Source organism: Achromobacter sp. 18P8.1.1 (assembly GCF_057799415.1).
The window spans coordinates 193,284-209,950 of sequence record NZ_JBYOKH010000002.1; the positions used below are offsets into that span (position 1 = coordinate 193,284).

Annotated in this window: 9 protein-coding genes; 5 read left to right on the forward strand and 4 right to left on the reverse strand. The window is 63.6% G+C overall.

Annotation, left to right across the window (positions count from 1 at the left end; all coding sequences use genetic code 11):
- The first annotated feature begins 145 nt into the window (after window positions 1-145).
- Together rpoB and rpoC are read left to right on the forward strand one after the other, a co-directional pair.
- Window positions 146-4,258, forward strand: a complete 4,113-nt coding sequence (gene rpoB, locus AC27VE_RS02695; RefSeq protein ID WP_006227009.1) for a DNA-directed RNA polymerase subunit beta — start codon at window positions 146-148, stop codon at window positions 4,256-4,258.
- A complete protein-coding gene (gene rpoC, locus AC27VE_RS02700; protein ID WP_006227010.1) occupies window positions 4,258-8,502 on the forward strand; it encodes a DNA-directed RNA polymerase subunit beta' in 4,245 nt (1,414 codons plus the stop codon). The genes rpoB and rpoC overlap by 1 nt, the downstream gene beginning before the upstream one ends.
- A 125-nt stretch (window positions 8,503-8,627) precedes the next feature.
- On the opposite strand, the gene AC27VE_RS02705 is transcribed toward rpoC, so the two are convergent.
- Window positions 8,628-9,023, reverse strand: coding sequence for a TssQ family T6SS-associated lipoprotein (locus AC27VE_RS02705; RefSeq protein WP_488702975.1), 396 nt, complete (start codon window positions 9,021-9,023; stop codon window positions 8,628-8,630).
- A 153-nt stretch (window positions 9,024-9,176) separates the two neighbouring features.
- Here AC27VE_RS02705 and AC27VE_RS02710 point away from each other — a divergent pair, with 153 nt between their 5' ends.
- Window positions 9,177-10,433 carry a serine/threonine-protein kinase gene (locus AC27VE_RS02710; protein ID WP_488702976.1) on the forward strand — a complete coding sequence of 419 codons (1,257 nt, stop codon included), beginning with the start codon at window positions 9,177-9,179 and terminating at the stop codon, window positions 10,431-10,433.
- 9 nt (window positions 10,434-10,442) lie between these two features.
- Here AC27VE_RS02710 and AC27VE_RS02715 read toward each other — a convergent pair whose 3' ends face one another.
- The 3 genes from AC27VE_RS02715 to AC27VE_RS02725 are packed head-to-tail and all read right to left on the reverse strand — an operon-like array spanning window position 10,443 to window position 14,643.
- Window positions 10,443-12,758, reverse strand: coding sequence for a CHASE2 domain-containing protein (locus AC27VE_RS02715; RefSeq protein WP_488702977.1), 2,316 nt, complete (start codon window positions 12,756-12,758; stop codon window positions 10,443-10,445).
- Window positions 12,759-12,784: 26 nt separating this feature from the next.
- Window positions 12,785-13,891 carry a FecR domain-containing protein gene (locus AC27VE_RS02720; RefSeq protein WP_488702978.1) on the reverse strand — a complete coding sequence of 369 codons (1,107 nt, stop codon included), beginning with the start codon at window positions 13,889-13,891 and terminating at the stop codon, window positions 12,785-12,787.
- 35 nt (window positions 13,892-13,926) lie between these two features.
- On the reverse strand, window positions 13,927-14,643 hold the full coding sequence (locus tag AC27VE_RS02725) for a response regulator transcription factor (RefSeq protein ID WP_488702979.1): 717 nt from the start codon (window positions 14,641-14,643) through the stop codon (window positions 13,927-13,929).
- A 267-nt stretch (window positions 14,644-14,910) separates the two neighbouring features.
- Between AC27VE_RS02725 and AC27VE_RS02730 the strand changes: the two genes are divergently transcribed.
- Complete coding sequence (locus AC27VE_RS02730; protein ID WP_488702980.1) at window positions 14,911-15,612, forward strand: response regulator transcription factor; 702 nt, start codon at window positions 14,911-14,913, stop codon at window positions 15,610-15,612.
- Between the two features lie 552 nt (window positions 15,613-16,164).
- Entirely contained in the window at window positions 16,165-16,542 is a 378-nt protein-coding gene (gene rpsL / locus AC27VE_RS02735) for a 30S ribosomal protein S12 (protein WP_005017264.1), read from the forward strand.
- Window positions 16,543-16,667 lie beyond the last annotated feature (125 nt).

Sequence of the window (16,667 nt, forward strand, 5' to 3'; positions counted from 1 at the left end):
CCGGGGACAGCACAGTTTGCAGTCCCCGGGCTTTTGCGTTTCCAGGAAACCCCTACTGGGGTCATGCCTTTTCAGAGGGGTTTCCTGGAGTCGTATCACCTAGGGCCGTGGTTGACGGCCCATGCAACCTCGAGTCGGAGTGCTCATGCCTTACTCGTACACCGAAAAAAAGCGCATCCGCAAAAGCTTCGCCAAGCGTGAAGACGTTCAAAACGTTCCTTTCCTTTTGGCGACACAGCTTCAATCCTACCTAACTTTCCTGCAGGCGGATACCGCCCCGTCCGATCGCGTAGCCGACGGTTTGCAGGCGGCGTTCTCGTCGATTTTCCCGATCGTTAGTCACAACGGTATGGCGCGCTTGGAGTTCGTGAGCTACGTGCTCGGCGAACCGGTGTTCGATGTCAAGGAATGTCAGCAACGTGGCCTGACCTATGCCTCGCCCCTGCGAGCCAAGGTCCGCCTGGTGCTGCTTGACCGCGAAGTCAGCAAGCCGACCGTGAAGGAAGTGAAGGAACAGGAAGTCTACATGGGCGAAATTCCGCTCATGACGGGCACGGGTTCCTTCGTCATCAATGGCACCGAGCGTGTCATCGTGTCGCAGCTGCACCGTTCGCCTGGCGTGTTCTTCGAACACGACCGCGGCAAAACGCACAGCTCCGGCAAGCTCCTGTTCTCGGCCCGCGTGATTCCTTACCGCGGCTCGTGGCTGGACTTCGAATTCGACCCGAAGGACGTCCTGTTCTTCCGCGTCGACCGTCGTCGCAAGATGCCTGTCACGATTCTGTGCAAGGCCATCGGCATGACGCCGGAATCCATCCTGGCCAACTTCTTCGACTTCGATAACTTCGAACTGAAGAGCGAAGGCGCGATGATGGAATTCGTGCCCGAGCGTTGGAAGGGCGAAATGGCCCGTTTCGACATCTCGGACCGCGATGGCAAGGTCATCGTCGAAAAAGACAAGCGCATCAATGCCAAGCATTTGCGCGACCTGGCTGCCGGCGGCATCCAGCGCATCTCCGTGCCGGAAGACTTCCTGTACGGCCGCGTGCTGGCCAAGAACATCGTTGACGAAGATACCGGCGAAGTCATCGCCAACGCCAACGACGAGATCACGGAAAGCGTGCTGGGCGCCCTGCGCGCCTCGAACGTCTACGACATCCAGGCGCTCTACACGAACGACCTGGACCGTGGTCCGTACATCTCGCAAACGCTGCGCACCGATGAAACCGCCGACCAGATGGCCGCGCGTGTTGCCATCTACCGCATGATGCGTCCTGGCGAGCCGCCCACCGAAGAAGCGGTGGAAGCGCTGTTCCAGCGTCTGTTCTACAGCGAAGAGACGTACGACCTGTCGCGCGTCGGCCGCATGAAGGTCAACAGCCGTCTGGGCCGTGGTGAAGACATCACCGGCCCGATGACGCTGACCAACGAAGACATCCTTGAGACCATCAAGGTGCTGGTTGAGCTGCGTAACGGCCGTGGCCAGATCGATGACATCGATCACTTGGGCAACCGTCGCGTGCGTTGCGTGGGCGAACTGGCCGAAAACCAGTTCCGCGCCGGCCTGGTGCGCGTCGAGCGCGCCGTCAAGGAACGTCTGGGCCAGGCCGAGACGGAAAACCTGATGCCGCACGACCTGATCAACTCCAAGCCGATCTCGGCTGCCATCAAGGAGTTCTTCGGTTCGAGCCAGCTGTCGCAGTTCATGGACCAAACCAACCCGCTGTCGGAAATCACGCACAAGCGTCGTGTTTCCGCACTGGGCCCGGGCGGTCTGACCCGCGAGCGCGCCGGCTTCGAAGTCCGCGACGTGCACCCGACCCACTACGGCCGCGTCTGCCCGATCGAAACGCCGGAAGGCCCGAACATCGGCCTGATCAACTCCATGGCGCTGTACGCTCGCTTGAACGAGTACGGCTTCCTGGAAACGCCTTACCGCAAGATTATCGACGGCCGCGTCAGCGAGCAGATCGATTACCTGTCGGCGATCGAAGAAAGCCACTACGTCATCGCGCAGGCTAACGCCGCGCTGGACGAGCAAGGCGCCTTCGTGGACGACCTGGTCGCTTGCCGTGAAGCAGGCGAAACGATGCTGACCTCGCCGGCCAACGTGCACTACATGGACGTTGCCCCGTCGCAGATCGTGTCGGTTGCTGCCTCGTTGATTCCGTTCCTGGAGCACGACGACGCGAACCGCGCACTGATGGGCGCCAACATGCAACGTCAGGCCGTGCCTTGCCTGCGCCCGGAAAAGCCGGTCGTGGGTACGGGTATCGAGCGCACCGTGGCCGTTGACTCGGGCACGACCGTGCAAGCACTGCGTGGCGGCCTGGTCGACCACGTTGACGCCGAGCGTGTCGTGATTCGCGTGAACGACGAAGAAAACGTCGCCGGCGAAGTCGGTGTCGACATCTACAACCTGATCAAGTACACGCGTTCGAACCAGAACACGAACATCAACCAGCGTCCTATCGTCAAGCGTGGCGACAAGGTCGCCAAGGGTGACGTGCTGGCCGACGGCGCATCGACCGACCTGGGCGAACTCGCCCTGGGTCAGAACATGCTGATCGCGTTCATGCCGTGGAACGGCTACAACTTCGAAGACTCGATTTTGATCTCCGAAAAGGTTGTTGCCGATGACCGCTACACCTCGGTGCACATCGAGGAACTGACGGTTGTCGCCCGCGACACGAAGCTGGGTCCGGAAGAAATCACGCGCGACATCAGCAATTTGGCTGAGACGCAACTGAACCGTCTGGACGATTCGGGCATCACGTACATTGGCGCCGAAGTCAGCGCCGACGACGTGCTGGTCGGCAAGGTCACGCCGAAGGGCGAAACCCAGCTGACGCCGGAAGAAAAGCTGCTGCGCGCCATCTTCGGTGAAAAGGCGTCCGACGTTAAGGACACCTCGCTGCGCGTGCCTTCGGGCATGACCGGCACCGTGATCGACGTGCAAGTGTTCACGCGTGAAGGCATCGTGCGCGACAAGCGCGCCCAGTCCATCATCGACGATGAACTGCGCCGCTATCGCCAAGACCTGAACGACCAGCTGCGCATCGTTGAAAACGACCAGTTCGACCGTATCGAAAAGATGCTGGTCAACAAGACCGTCAACGGCGGCCCGCGCAAGCTGGCCAAGGGCGCCACGATCACCAAGGCTTACCTGGCTGATCTGGACCGCTGGCAGTGGTTCGACATCCGTCTGGCCGATGAGCCGCACGCTGTCGTGCTGGAGCAAGCCAAGGAATCGCTGGAGCAGAAGCGTCACCAGTTCGATCTGGCCTTCGAAGAGAAGCGCAAGAAGCTGACGCAAGGCGACGAGCTGCCCCCGGGCGTGCTGAAGATGATCAAGGTCTACCTGGCCGTGAAGCGTCGTCTGCAGCCTGGCGACAAGATGGCAGGCCGTCACGGCAACAAGGGTGTGGTCTCGCGCATCACCCCGGTGGAAGACATGCCGCACATGGCTGACGGCACGCCGGCCGACATCGTTCTGAACCCGCTGGGCGTGCCCTCGCGGATGAACGTGGGTCAGGTGCTGGAAGTGCACTTGGGCTGGGCTGCCAAGGGCGTGGGCCACCGCATTGCCGATCTGCTGCGCGACGAGCGCACTGCGCAGGTCAAGAACGTCCGTGCCTACCTGGACAAGGTCTACAACACGACCGGTTCCGGCGCCCGCATCGACGAGCTGACCGACGAAGAAGTCATGGAAATGGCCCAGAACCTCAAGAACGGCGTGCCGTTCGCGACGCCCGTCTTCGACGGCGCGACCGAAGAGGAAATCACCACGATGCTGGAGCTGGCCTATCCGGACGACGTCGCCGAGCGCATGGCGTTGACGCCTTCGCGTACGCAGGCATGGCTGTTCGACGGCCGCACGGGCGAGAAATTCGAGCGCCCCGTGACCGTTGGCTACATGCACTACCTGAAGCTGCACCACTTGGTCGACGACAAGATGCACGCGCGTTCCACCGGTCCGTACTCGCTCGTCACGCAGCAGCCGCTGGGTGGTAAGGCGCAGTTCGGTGGTCAGCGTTTCGGGGAAATGGAAGTGTGGGCGCTGGAAGCATACGGCGCCGCCTACACCCTGCAAGAAATGCTGACGGTGAAGTCGGACGACATCACTGGCCGTACCAAGGTTTACGAAAACATCGTCAAGGGCGACCACGTCATCGACGCCGGCATGCCGGAATCGTTCAACGTGCTGGTTAAGGAAATCCGCTCGTTGGCCCTGGACATGGATTTGGAGCGTAACTAATGAAAGCGCTACTCGACCTATTTAAGCAAGTCTCGCAAGACGAGCAATTCGATGCCATCAAGATCGGCATCGCCTCGCCCGAGAAGATCCGTTCGTGGTCTTACGGCGAAGTTCGCAAGCCCGAGACCATCAACTACCGCACGTTCAAGCCTGAGCGTGACGGTCTGTTCTGCTCGAAGATCTTTGGCCCGATCAAGGACTACGAGTGCTTGTGCGGCAAGTACAAGCGCTTGAAGCACCGTGGCGTGATCTGCGAGAAGTGCGGCGTTGAAGTCACCGTTGCCAAGGTTCGCCGTGAACGCATGGGCCACATCGAGCTGGCCAGCCCCGTCGCGCACATCTGGTTCCTGAAGAGCCTGCCGTCGCGTCTGGGCATGGTGCTCGACATGACCCTGCGCGACATCGAACGCGTTCTGTACTTCGAAGCCTGGTGCGTGATCGAACCTGGCATGACGCCGCTCAAGCGCGGCCAGATCATGTCGGATGACGATTTCCTCGCCAAGACCGAAGAGTACGGCGACGACTTCCGTGCCCTGATGGGCGCGGAAGCCGTGCGCGAACTGCTGCGCACCATCGACATCGACCGCGAAGTGGAAACGCTGCGCGGCGAACTGAAGGCCACCAGCTCGGAAGCCAAGATCAAGAAGATCTCCAAGCGCCTGAAGGTGCTGGAAGGCTTCCAGAAGTCGGGCATCAAGGCCGAGTGGATGGTCATGGAAGTGCTGCCCGTGCTGCCGCCGGACCTGCGTCCGCTGGTGCCGCTGGACGGCGGCCGCTTCGCGACCTCCGACCTGAACGACCTGTACCGCCGCGTCATCAACCGCAACAACCGCTTGAAGCGCCTTCTGGAGCTCAAGGCGCCGGAAATCATCCTGCGCAACGAAAAGCGGATGCTGCAGGAAGCTGTTGACTCGCTGCTGGACAACGGTCGTCGCGGCAAGGCCATGACGGGCGCCAACAAGCGCCAGCTGAAGTCCCTGGCCGACATGATCAAGGGCAAGAGCGGTCGTTTCCGTCAGAACCTGCTGGGCAAGCGCGTCGACTACTCGGGCCGTTCGGTCATCGTGGTGGGTCCGCAGTTGAAGCTGCACCAGTGCGGTCTGCCCAAGCTGATGGCCCTGGAACTGTTCAAGCCGTTCATCTTCAATCGTCTGGAGATGATGGGCCTGGCCACGACCATCAAGGCTGCCAAGAAGCTGGTGGAAAGCCAGGAACCGGTGGTTTGGGACATCCTGGAAGAAGTCATCCGCGAACACCCGGTCATGCTGAACCGTGCGCCCACGCTGCACCGTTTGGGCATCCAGGCGTTCGAACCGGTCCTGATCGAAGGCAAGGCCATCCAGCTGCACCCGCTGGTTTGCGCGGCGTTCAACGCCGACTTCGACGGTGACCAGATGGCTGTCCACGTGCCGCTGTCGCTGGAAGCCCAGCTGGAAGCGCGTACGCTGATGCTGGCGTCGAACAACGTGCTGTTCCCGGCCAACGGCGAACCGTCGATCGTGCCGTCCCAGGATATCGTGCTGGGTCTGTACTACACGACGCGTGAGCGCATCAACGGCCGCGGCGAAGGCATCTTCTTCACCGACGTCGCTGAAGTGCAACGCGCTTACGACAACGGCGAAGTCGAGCTGCAATCCCGCGTGACCGTGCGTCTGAAAGAGCACGAGCGCGACGAGGCTGGCGAATGGCAACCGGTTATCCGCCGTCACGAGACGACGGTCGGCCGCGCGCTGCTGTCCGAAATTCTGCCGAAGGGCCTGCCCTTCACGGTGCTGAACAAGGCACTGAAGAAGAAGGAAATCTCGCGCCTGATCAACCAGTCGTTCCGCCGTTGCGGCCTGCGCGACACGGTGATCTTCGCCGACAAGCTGATGCAGTCCGGCTTCAAGCTGGCCACGCGCGGCGGTATCTCGATCGCCATGGGCGACATGCTGATCCCGACCGCCAAGGAAGGCATCCTGGCTGAAGCCAGCCGCGAAGTGAAGGAAATCGACAAGCAGTACTCGTCGGGTCTGGTCACGTCCCAAGAACGCTACAACAACGTGGTGGACATCTGGGGCAAGGCGGGCGACAAGGTCGGCAAGGCGATGATGGAACAACTGGCCACCGAGCCGGTTGTGAACCGTCACGGCGAAGAAGTGCGCCAGGAATCGTTCAACTCGATCTACATGATGGCTGACTCGGGCGCCCGCGGTTCGGCCGCCCAGATCCGCCAGCTGGCCGGTATGCGCGGCCTGATGGCCAAGCCGGACGGCTCGATTATCGAAACGCCCATTACCGCGAACTTCCGTGAAGGTCTGAACGTGCTTCAGTACTTCATCTCGACTCACGGTGCGCGTAAGGGTCTGGCTGATACGGCACTGAAGACCGCGAACTCGGGCTACCTGACCCGTCGTCTGGTCGACGTGACGCAAGACTTGGTGATCACCGAGGACGATTGCGGTACGTCGCTGGGCTACAACATGAAGGCCCTGGTGGAAGGTGGTGAAGTCATCGAACCGCTGCGCGACCGCATCCTGGGTCGTGTTGCCGCCGTGGACATCATCAACCCGGACACGCAGGAAACGGCCATCGTCGCCGGCACCCTGCTGGACGAAGACCTGGTCGACACCATCGACCGCATCGGCGTGGACGAAGTCAAGGTCCGCACCCCGCTGACGTGCGAAACGCGTCACGGTCTGTGCGCACACTGCTACGGCCGCGATCTGGGTCGCGGTTCGCCGGTCAACCAGGGCGAGGCAGTCGGCGTTATCGCTGCCCAGTCCATCGGTGAACCGGGCACGCAGCTCACGATGCGTACGTTCCACATCGGTGGCGCGGCATCGCGTTCGGCTCTGGCCAGCGCGGTCGAAACCAAGTCCAGCGGTCTGGTCGGTTTTGCCAGCACGATGCGCTATGTCACGAACGCCAAGGGCGAACGTGTGGCGATCTCGCGCTCTGGCGAACTGGCGATCTTTGACGACAACGGCCGCGAACGCGAACGCCACAAGATCCCGTACGGCGCGACCGTGCTGGTGGGCGATGGCGAAGCCGTGAAGGCTGGCGCGCGTCTGGCGACGTGGGATCCGCTGACCCGTCCGATCGTGTCGGAATACGGCGGTGCCGTCCGCTTCGAGAACATCGAAGAAGGCGTGACCGTTGCCAAGCAGGTGGACGAAGTCACCGGCCTGTCGACGCTCGTCGTCATCACGCCGAAGACCCGTGGCGGCAAGATCGTCATGCGTCCGCAGATCAAGCTGGTCAACGAAAACGGCGAAGACGTCAAGATTGCCGGCACCGATCACTCGGTGAACATCTCGTTCCCGGTGGGCGCGCTGATTACCGTGCGTGACGGCCAGCAGGTTGCCGTGGGTGAAGTTCTGGCGCGTATTCCGCAAGAATCGCAAAAGACCCGCGACATTACCGGCGGTCTGCCGCGTGTGGCCGAACTGTTCGAAGCCCGTTCGCCGAAGGACGCCGGCATGCTCGCCGACGTGACCGGTACGGTTTCGTTCGGTAAGGACACCAAGGGCAAGCAGCGTCTGGTCATCACCGACCTGGAAGGCGTGAGCCACGAGTTCCTGATTCCGAAGGAAAAGCAGGTTCTGGTGCACGACGGCCAAGTGGTGAACAAGGGCGAAATGATCGTGGACGGCCCGGCCGATCCCCACGACATCCTGCGCCTGCAGGGCATCGAGAAGCTGGCGACCTACATCGTCGACGAAGTGCAGGACGTGTACCGTCTGCAAGGCGTGAAGATCAACGACAAGCACATCGAAGTGATTGTTCGTCAGATGCTGCGTCGTGTGAACATCGTCGACGCGGGCGATACCGAGTTCATCCCGGGCGAGCAAGTCGAGCGCTCTGAACTGCTGAACGCCAACGATCGTATGGCTGCCGAAGAACGTATCCCGGCGACCTACGACAACGTGCTGCTGGGTATCACGAAGGCCTCGCTGTCGACCGACTCGTTCATCTCGGCCGCTTCGTTCCAGGAAACCACTCGTGTCCTGACCGAAGCCGCCATCATGGGCAAGCGCGACGACCTGCGTGGCTTGAAGGAAAACGTCATCGTCGGCCGCCTCATCCCGGCGGGTACCGGCTTGGCTTACCACCATGCACGCCGCGACAAGGAAGAGCTGGAGGCGGCGGAACGCGAAGCCGCTCGCCAGCAGGCCAACCCGTTCGAAGACTCGCCGGTCACGGTGGGTGCGGACGCGGAAAGCCCGGCCGCCGATATCGGCACCGAGGACTCCGCCGAATAAGCGGAACCCCCGGCAGTCCCCCGCGCGCCGTCCCGGCGCGGGGGCTGAAAACAGAAAGGCCGCTGATGCGAATCAGCGGCCTTTTTCTTTTGGTGCCGCCTTCAGGGGCGGGATCGGTGGGCGGGCTACTTGCCGGCTTGCGCCCGGGCGCGCTGGAAGGCCGGGCCCCAGGACGGATGGCCGGATTCATTGGGGGCAAGTTCAAAAGCGGGATCCAACGCCAGGATGCGGGCGAAGCTGTCTTCGCACAACTGGGCATAACGGGTGACGCAATAGCTGAATGCCTGCAGTTTGTAGGCTTCGACGCGCACGGCGCGGGGGGAGGTGGCCAGGGCGTCCGAGGTGGCGACGCTGCGAATGACCTCGCCATAGCGTCCGGCGCCGTAGGCGTCGCGGACTTGTTGCAATTGCGCCAACGCCTCGGGCGTGGCTGGGGCCTCGGGCTGCAAGGACGGGATGCCGGCGCAGCCCGCCAGCATCAACGACGCGCCGAGCAAACTGCTCAGAAAGCGAATTTTCATAGCTTCAAAGGGGGGTAGGAAGATTGGGCGGTACGCTATCGTGCCACAGCCTGATGCGCTCGGACATTTTCGGCAATGTCCTGATGTTGCGGATTGGATAATATTCAGGCTATTCAACCTTTGCACACTACGCGCATGAGCGCAATTCCGATAATGCCTTCGTCCACCGGCCTCCTGACGCCGCGTGGCCCCTTTTCCGGCGCCGCGCCGCTTGCCTTGCGCCCCTTGAGCGCGATTGCCGCCAGTATGGCGGGCGGCGTGCCGGAAACGCGAATCAAGCGGCTCCTGTCGGATCTGCTGCCGTCGCTGATCGCCCTGCACGCGCAGGGTGAGATCTGTGGCGACATCTCGATGGACACCGTGGGCATGGACGAGGGCGCTCGTGCGCATCTGTTGCCCGAACTGGTCGTTGCGCGTTCGCGCCGCGCCAGCCGCAGCCCCACGCCGGGTTTTGCGCCGTTCGAGCTTTATTCCGATTCCATGGAATGGCCGCGCGGCCCCTGGAGCGACGTCTACGCCCTGTGCGCCGTGATGCATGCCCTGGTGACTGGCCATCGTCCGCCGCCGGCGCCGGAGCGCCGCGCTGCGGACACCTACGAACCCCTGGTGTCGCTGGGGCTGACCAAGTACAGCCCGGACTTCCTGTCCGTCATCGACGCCGGCTTGGCCATGGCGCCGGCGGACCGCCCGCAGACGCTGGCCGAATTGGCCGCCTTGCTGGGCGTGGCGGCTTACATCGAACCCGCGCCGGCCGAAGCCGAGGCGGCCGCAGGCGCTTCCTACGCGGCGCCGCCCACGGCCAATGCGGCGAGACCTGCCCGCCGCAGCCGTCCTTTGCTGGCCCTGTTGTGCGTCGCGGCGCTGATCGGCATCGGCACGTATTCCTGGTTCCACTGGGGCATGGGGACTCCCAACGCCCTGATCACGCATTCGGAACTGGTCCAACCCAATCCGCCTGCCGTGCATCCCGCGCCGCAGGCGACGATACCGCCCGTCGCATTGGCGCAGCCGCTGCCGACCGCGCAGTGGCAGCCTCCCGCACCGGCCCAGCCGTCTGCGGAACAGACGCCCGCAGCGAAGGATCCAAGCGCTGGCGACCTGGCCCCGCCGGCTTCGGTGGAAACGCCTGACCCTGCCGCCCAGACGCCGGCGGCCGCGGTCCCGCCCATCGACGAGGCGCCCAAACCCCGGCCGCTGGCCGTCCCCGTGACGGTGCGCCTGGACATCCGCCCTTGGGGCGAGGTGTGGATCAACGGCATCGCGCGCGGCATAAGCCCGCCCGTCAAGGAGTTGCGGCTCATCCCGGGGAAGTACCAGGTGGTGCTGCGCAATGCGGACTTGCCGCCGTACCGGGGCACGCTGGAGATCAAGGCCGGCAAACCCGGGGTGATCTCGCACACCTTCCAGTAAACGCGGGGGTTACGCCGCGTCGGGCGCCGCGGGCAGGCGCAGGGTGAATACCGAGCCTGCGCCCAGTTCGCTCGCGACTTCGACGGACCCGCCATGGCGTTCGGCCACCGTGCGCACGAACGCCAGGCCCAGCCCGGCGCCGCCGACGTCGCCACGCGTTTCCACGCCCACCCGCGAGAAAGGTTCGAACAGGCGCGCCAGGTCCGCTTCGGCGATGCCCTGGCCCTGGTCGCGAATATCCACTCGCCAAAAGCCTGGTTCTTCTTCGATGCCGCATTCGATGCGCGTCTGGGGGGGGCTGTACTTGATAGCGTTATCGATCAGATTGCACAGGGCGCGCATCAACAGGGTCTGGTCGCCCCGCGTGTAGGCCACGGGCAACGGCAATCGCACGCCGAGTGCGATGTCGCGCTTGTGGGCGGAGGCCCAGAACTCGTCCACGCCATCCTGCAGCAGGCTGCCCAAGTCCAGTTCCACGGCGCAGATCGTCATCGATTCCGCGCGCGTCAGGTGCACGAAATCATCGACAAGATGCAGTGTCCGGTTGGCCAGTGTGGCGATACGCGCCAGGGTATCTCCCTGGTCGTCCTGCGTAGCGGCTTCCTGCTTCATTTCCACCAGCGCCAGGATGGAGCTTTGCGGTGCGCGCATGTCGTGCGAGATGAATCGCAGGGTTTCTTCACGCTGGCGCTCGGCCTGGCGGATGCGCGAGATATCGGTCAGCGTGGCGACGGTACCGGCGAAGTTCCCCTCGGCGGTGTGGATGGGGGCGCATTTCAGGATAAGGTCGCGCCCGGCGTAGTCGCGTACTTCCAGGTCGGCGCTCCAGGGCGAGGTGGCGTCCGCAGGCGGTTTGCCGCTTAGCGCCTCGGCCACGCGTTGCCGCGTCGCGTCGTCCGAAATGGTCTTCTCAAGCAAATGCGTGGCGGGGTGTCCCACGCGCGGCGGGCGCATGCCCAGGCGCTGGAAGTACATGACGGCGGCCTGATTGCGGAATTGCATGTGGCCTTCCTGATCGAAGACCAGCGTCGCGTCCGGCATCCCGTCCAGGCCGTCGGCCAGGAACCGCCGTAGGTTCCGCACCCGTGCCAGTGCGCGCCGCAGTTCGCCCACGCGGCTTTCCAGCGATACGTTGGGCCCGGCGAGCTGAGCGCGGGCCTCGTTCAGCACCGGCGGGTATTCGCGCTGCAGCCGTCGCAGCTCGTTATCCATGTAGCGTAAGGCCGCTTCCTGGCTGCGCCAGCTCCACAGCGGATAACACAGCGCTACGCCCACCAGGGCGGCGGTCGGCGCAAACCAGAGGTAGGCATGGGCCAATAACACCCATGAGGCCAGCAGGATGGCGGCGATCAAGGCGACGCTGACCAGCAGGGCGCGCTTGGGCGACAGCCGCCATAACGCCAGGCAGGCCAGCAGGACAGGCAGGGCGGAGAACAGCGCGTTCCAGGTGGCGGCCGGCCGCTGGTACGAGATGTCGTCGCGCGCTGCCTGCAGCAGGTTGGCGATGATCTCCACGCCCGACATGCCGCTGAGGTCGTGCGAGACTGGCGTGGGGTACGCGTCGCCCAGGCCGGTGGCCCAGGCGCCCACCAGCACGTACTTGCCTCGCAACGCTTCGGCCGGCACGTCGCCGCGCAGCACCGACAGGTAGGAGACGGTGCGTATGTGGCCCCTGGCGCCGGCATAGGGGATCAGGATGCTGCCGTCGGGCCCGGCCTGTTGCAGCAGCTGTTGCGCTTTATCGGGCTGGCCTCCGACCGTGAGCATGGACAGCGCAAGATGGAACCGGCGTTCGCCCGCAAAGTCGGTGGCCGGCGTGGCCTCGCGCACGACTCCATCGGAGTCGACGCGCGCGTTGATGAAGCCGCTTGAGGCGGCCGCTTGCGCCAGGATAGGGATGGGGGCGGCGATCGCCGACGGATTCGAGAGGCGGTCCAGCACGATGGGCAGGACCGTATGACCGTTGCGCCGGATGCTGTCCGCAAGGATCCGGTCGTCGTTGGGGTTGACGGTATCGCTTTCCGCGAAGATCAGGTCCAGCCCGACAGCGCGCGCGCCTTGCAGGCGGTCAAGCAGCGCCGCGTGGATCGCGCGCCGCCATGGCCAGCGCCCCAGCGTATCGATGCTGGTGTCATCGATGGCGACGATCAGGATGTCAGGGTCCGCGGGGCGGCTGGTCAATGTCGCAACGCGGTCGTAGAGGATCTGATCGACCCGGCCCAGCCCATTGAGCGAGCCCAGCACGGCCGCCAGCACCGCCAGCACTACCGTCAACCACAGCGCTGAGCGCGAGGTCCGGTCAACGGTGTCGGCAGCATCGGCCATGGGGCTCCTTTGCGTGGGGTCAGGCCCTAGTACTCAGTAAGTATGACGGGCTCGCCCGAGCCGCTGGCGACCCCCAGACCGTAGCTGGTCATCAGCTGGTTGGCGCCTTCGAACGTGGCCACCGCATCCTGCCCGCTCAAGCCCAGGTCATCGATGGCGCGCACCGACACGTAGTACGTGCCGGGCCCGGGGGCCGTAAAGCGGATGTCGTTGGTCGGGAATGCGACCGACGATACCGGCAGTGTGCCCTCGGCGTCGCGCGATACGCGCACCAGATAACTCTGGGCACCCGCCACGGGGGCGAAAGTGCTGGTCCAGCCCCCACCGCCTGAACGTTCGGGGGCGGAGAGTTGCGGGGCGGCCAGCAGTTCGCGCACGCCCGACACACTGCCGTCGCTGCGGACAGCGGCGCCATAACCGCGCGCCACGGCAACCGGCTTGGCCGGCGTGGTGCCGGGCGCGTGGGGTTGCAGGCGCACGCTGCCTTCCAGCACTTCGCTATGCACGCCGCCCGCGCCGCTCTGCACGCGGAAACGCGTGCCGCGTACGCCGGTGACGGCGACGGGAGTGCGCACTTCAAAGCGGCCTACGCCTTGGCCGGTGGGCGCAACCGTGGATTCCACGCTGCCGCGCTGCACATGGATGACGGAGTCCGTCAGCGCAGTGCCTTCGAATTGGCGCAGGCGCGCCAGTTCGACCGAACCGCCGGCGGGCAGGGTGAGCTTGGATCCGTCGGCCAGTTCCAGCGTGACGAAGCCGTTCTGCGCGGTCACCACGGTGCTGCCTTCGGCCAGATTCTGGCCCGGCCGCAAAGGCTGGCCGTTCATGTTGGCTTGGCCGCTGACGTGCAGCACGTGCGCCTCGGCGGCGTGTTCGGGAATCATCGCCAACGGGATGCGCAACTCCAGCCCGATGGGCAGCAGTTCCGGTGCGACGACCTTGTTCAGCGTTTGCAGCGGCGCCCAATTGGCCTGGTCGCGCGTGTATTGCGTCGCCAGGTTGATCAAGGTGTCGCCTTGGCGGACGCGATAGATGAAGTCCTCGCCCAGGGCCCCGGCAGGCTGGCTGTGGGCGGGGGCGGTCAGTGCACAAGAAACCAAGGCAAGCAAAGAAAGCGCGCGGCAGCGGCTCATGACGTTCTGTTCTCCAGGAATGCGCGCGAAGGCGTCTACGACGGGCTCGCCGGGCTATCTTCCGACGCGCCGATCAGTTCCAGCCGGTAGCCAAGGGCGTAGGACGAGGTGAGGCGCACACCGTTTTCAGGGCGCAACTGAAGCTTTTGCCGGATGTTCGACAAGTGCGTGTCCAGCGTGCGCGAGGTCGCGGGGATTTCCCGGTTCCAGACGCATTCGGCCAAGACGTCGCGCGACATGAGGCGACCCTGGTTGCGAAAGAACAGCAGCGCCAGTTCGAATTCCTTGGGCGCCAGCGTCACCGCCGCGCCATTGAGCGAAATGACGCGGGCCGCAGGTTCGATGCGATAGTTGGCGACGTCGAACGAATCGTTGGCGGGCTCGGCGATCTGGCTGCGGCGCAGCAACGCCGCCACGCGTGCCAGCAACTCCAGCGGGCGCAACGGCTTGACGATGTAATCGTCGGCGCCCGCACGCAGGCCTTCCACCAGATCGTCTTCGCTGGACCGGTTCGTCAGGAAAATGACGGGCACGCGCGGGCCGATGTTGGCGCGCAACCAGCGCACCACATCGTCGCCGTCGATATCTGGCAAATGCCAGTCCAGCAGCACCAGATCGAAGTTCTCGGTACGCAGTGCGGCCAGCAGGTCACGGCTCTGGTGATAACTGGTGCAGGTGTATCCCGCGGCGGTCAACACCTGGTGGATGCGCCGGGCTTGATCGAGGTCGTCTTCCAGCGACGCGATTTTCATCAAACGTGTTCTCGCGAAGGCTTGCTACGCAAGCGCGCCCTATGGCGCCCTACTGCAAGAGGGGTGAGCGAAATTATGTAATCGAATGATAACTCGGGAGAAGCGGGGGCTGGCTACGTTATGGAAAGAACTGTCAAACATTGCAAAGTTAACGAATCTTGACTGGAGTTGTTGCGCAACAAGCCGCCACACTGTCTCAATCGCCCCACGTTGGCTGTCACATTTCGGCAACGTCGAGTGATTTCGGGTTAGAGGTGGAAATTAGCTATGAATCAATTGCGCATACTTATGATGTCGCCGGATGAGGTGGCCCGCAACGCCGCCGTGTCCGCCTTGCTGCAGGCCGGGATCTCCGCGCGTGGCTGCTCGACGTCGCTGGAGCTGTTCGGATTGCTCAATAGCGGTATCTACGATGCCGTCGTTCTGGATGTCGGGACGTTGGGCGAAATCGGTTACGCGCTGGTCGCGCGGCTGCACGGTTCGTCCCCAATGGGAATTGTGGTTTCCGGCCGCGGCATGTCCGTGGACAGCCGCCTGCGCTGCCTGCAAAGCGGCGCCGACGCCTGCCTGACCGATCCCCAGGACCCGCGCGAACTCGCGTGCATCCTGCTGGCGCTGGCGCGGCGCCTGCCCGTTGCCCAGGAAAACCCGGTTTCCGATGACGTGGCCAATGGCCAGTGGGAACTGCGGGATCAGGGCTGGACGCTGGTCGCGCCGTCGGGTGCCGCCATTTCCCTGTCGGCCAACGAGCGCCTGATCGTGCGTTCGCTGCTGGAAGTGGCGGGCAGGGCGGTTGGGCGCTCCGAGCTGGGCGACGAACTGCGGGTGGAAGGGGGCGGGGTGCGCTCCAGCGGCTCGCGCAGCATCGATGTGATCGTCAGCCGCCTGCGTCGCAAGGCGGAATTGGCCGGCGTCATGCTGCCGATCCGCACGGTCTACGGTAGCGGTTACCTATTCGCCGACCAGTAGCGCGGCCGCCCGGGTACACTGCTCGCATGCACGCCTGAAGCCTGCCTGCATAGACTCGTGGTTTACCCGGGCAACAACGCCGCTTTCAGGCCGAAACGGGCGTTCCCAGGCTCGTTGGCAGTGTCACGATTTGCCGGGTACGTGGCCCCATTTTTCACGACCCGCGCCGAAACCGTTGTCTTTGCGCCGCCATTTCGCTGGCCGCGCGCCGCGCTGCGGCATTTACAAATTTCTTTGACAGTATCCCTTGATCTCAGTTATGCTAAAGGGCTTACTGCTTTATTTCGCGCGCAAAATCTGTTCGCTAAAGGGTAAACAGTCCAGGATCCGAAATCAAGGTGCGTCACGAGCCTTTTATTTTGGGTCCATCAGTCCGACTGCCCCCGAGGCACTCAGTTTTGTGCGTTTGTCATAGTTTGTTGGCAAGCCCGCTCTTTTACGTATATGAACGTTTGAGGCGGTTTTGCGCGAACTGCCTTCTCCGAAAGACACTCTTGAGGAGACGAGTACGTAAGTACTTACCAGTGGTACGTAAAAGGGATTTCAAAGGTCATGCCTACCATTAGCCAACTCGTGCGCAAGCCGCGCGAAGTCAGCATCATCAAAAGCAAGAGCCCCGCGCTCGAAAACTGCCCGCAACGCCGCGGCGTGTGCACTCGCGTGTACACCACCACCCCCAAGAAGCCGAACTCCGCTCTGCGTAAGGTTGCCAAAGTGCGTCTGACCAACGGTTACGAAGTCATTTCGTACATCGGCGGTGAAGGCCACAACCTGCAAGAGCACTCGGTGGTTCTGGTGCGTGGCGGTCGTGTGAAGGACTTGCCCGGTGTGCGTTATCACATCGTGCGCGGTTCCCTCGACCTGCAAGGCGTCAAGGATCGTAAGCAAGCCCGCTCGAAGTACGGCGCCAAGCGCCCGAAGAAGGCTTAATAACGAGTCAGCAGTACCCCCGCGTGGCGGAAGTCCGTCACTAGGGAAGTGCGACCGCGCCCTCCGGTTTCTGGGATGGAGCGCGGCACGTAAGGGGTCGTCCCAATGGGCGGCCATGGCCGTGT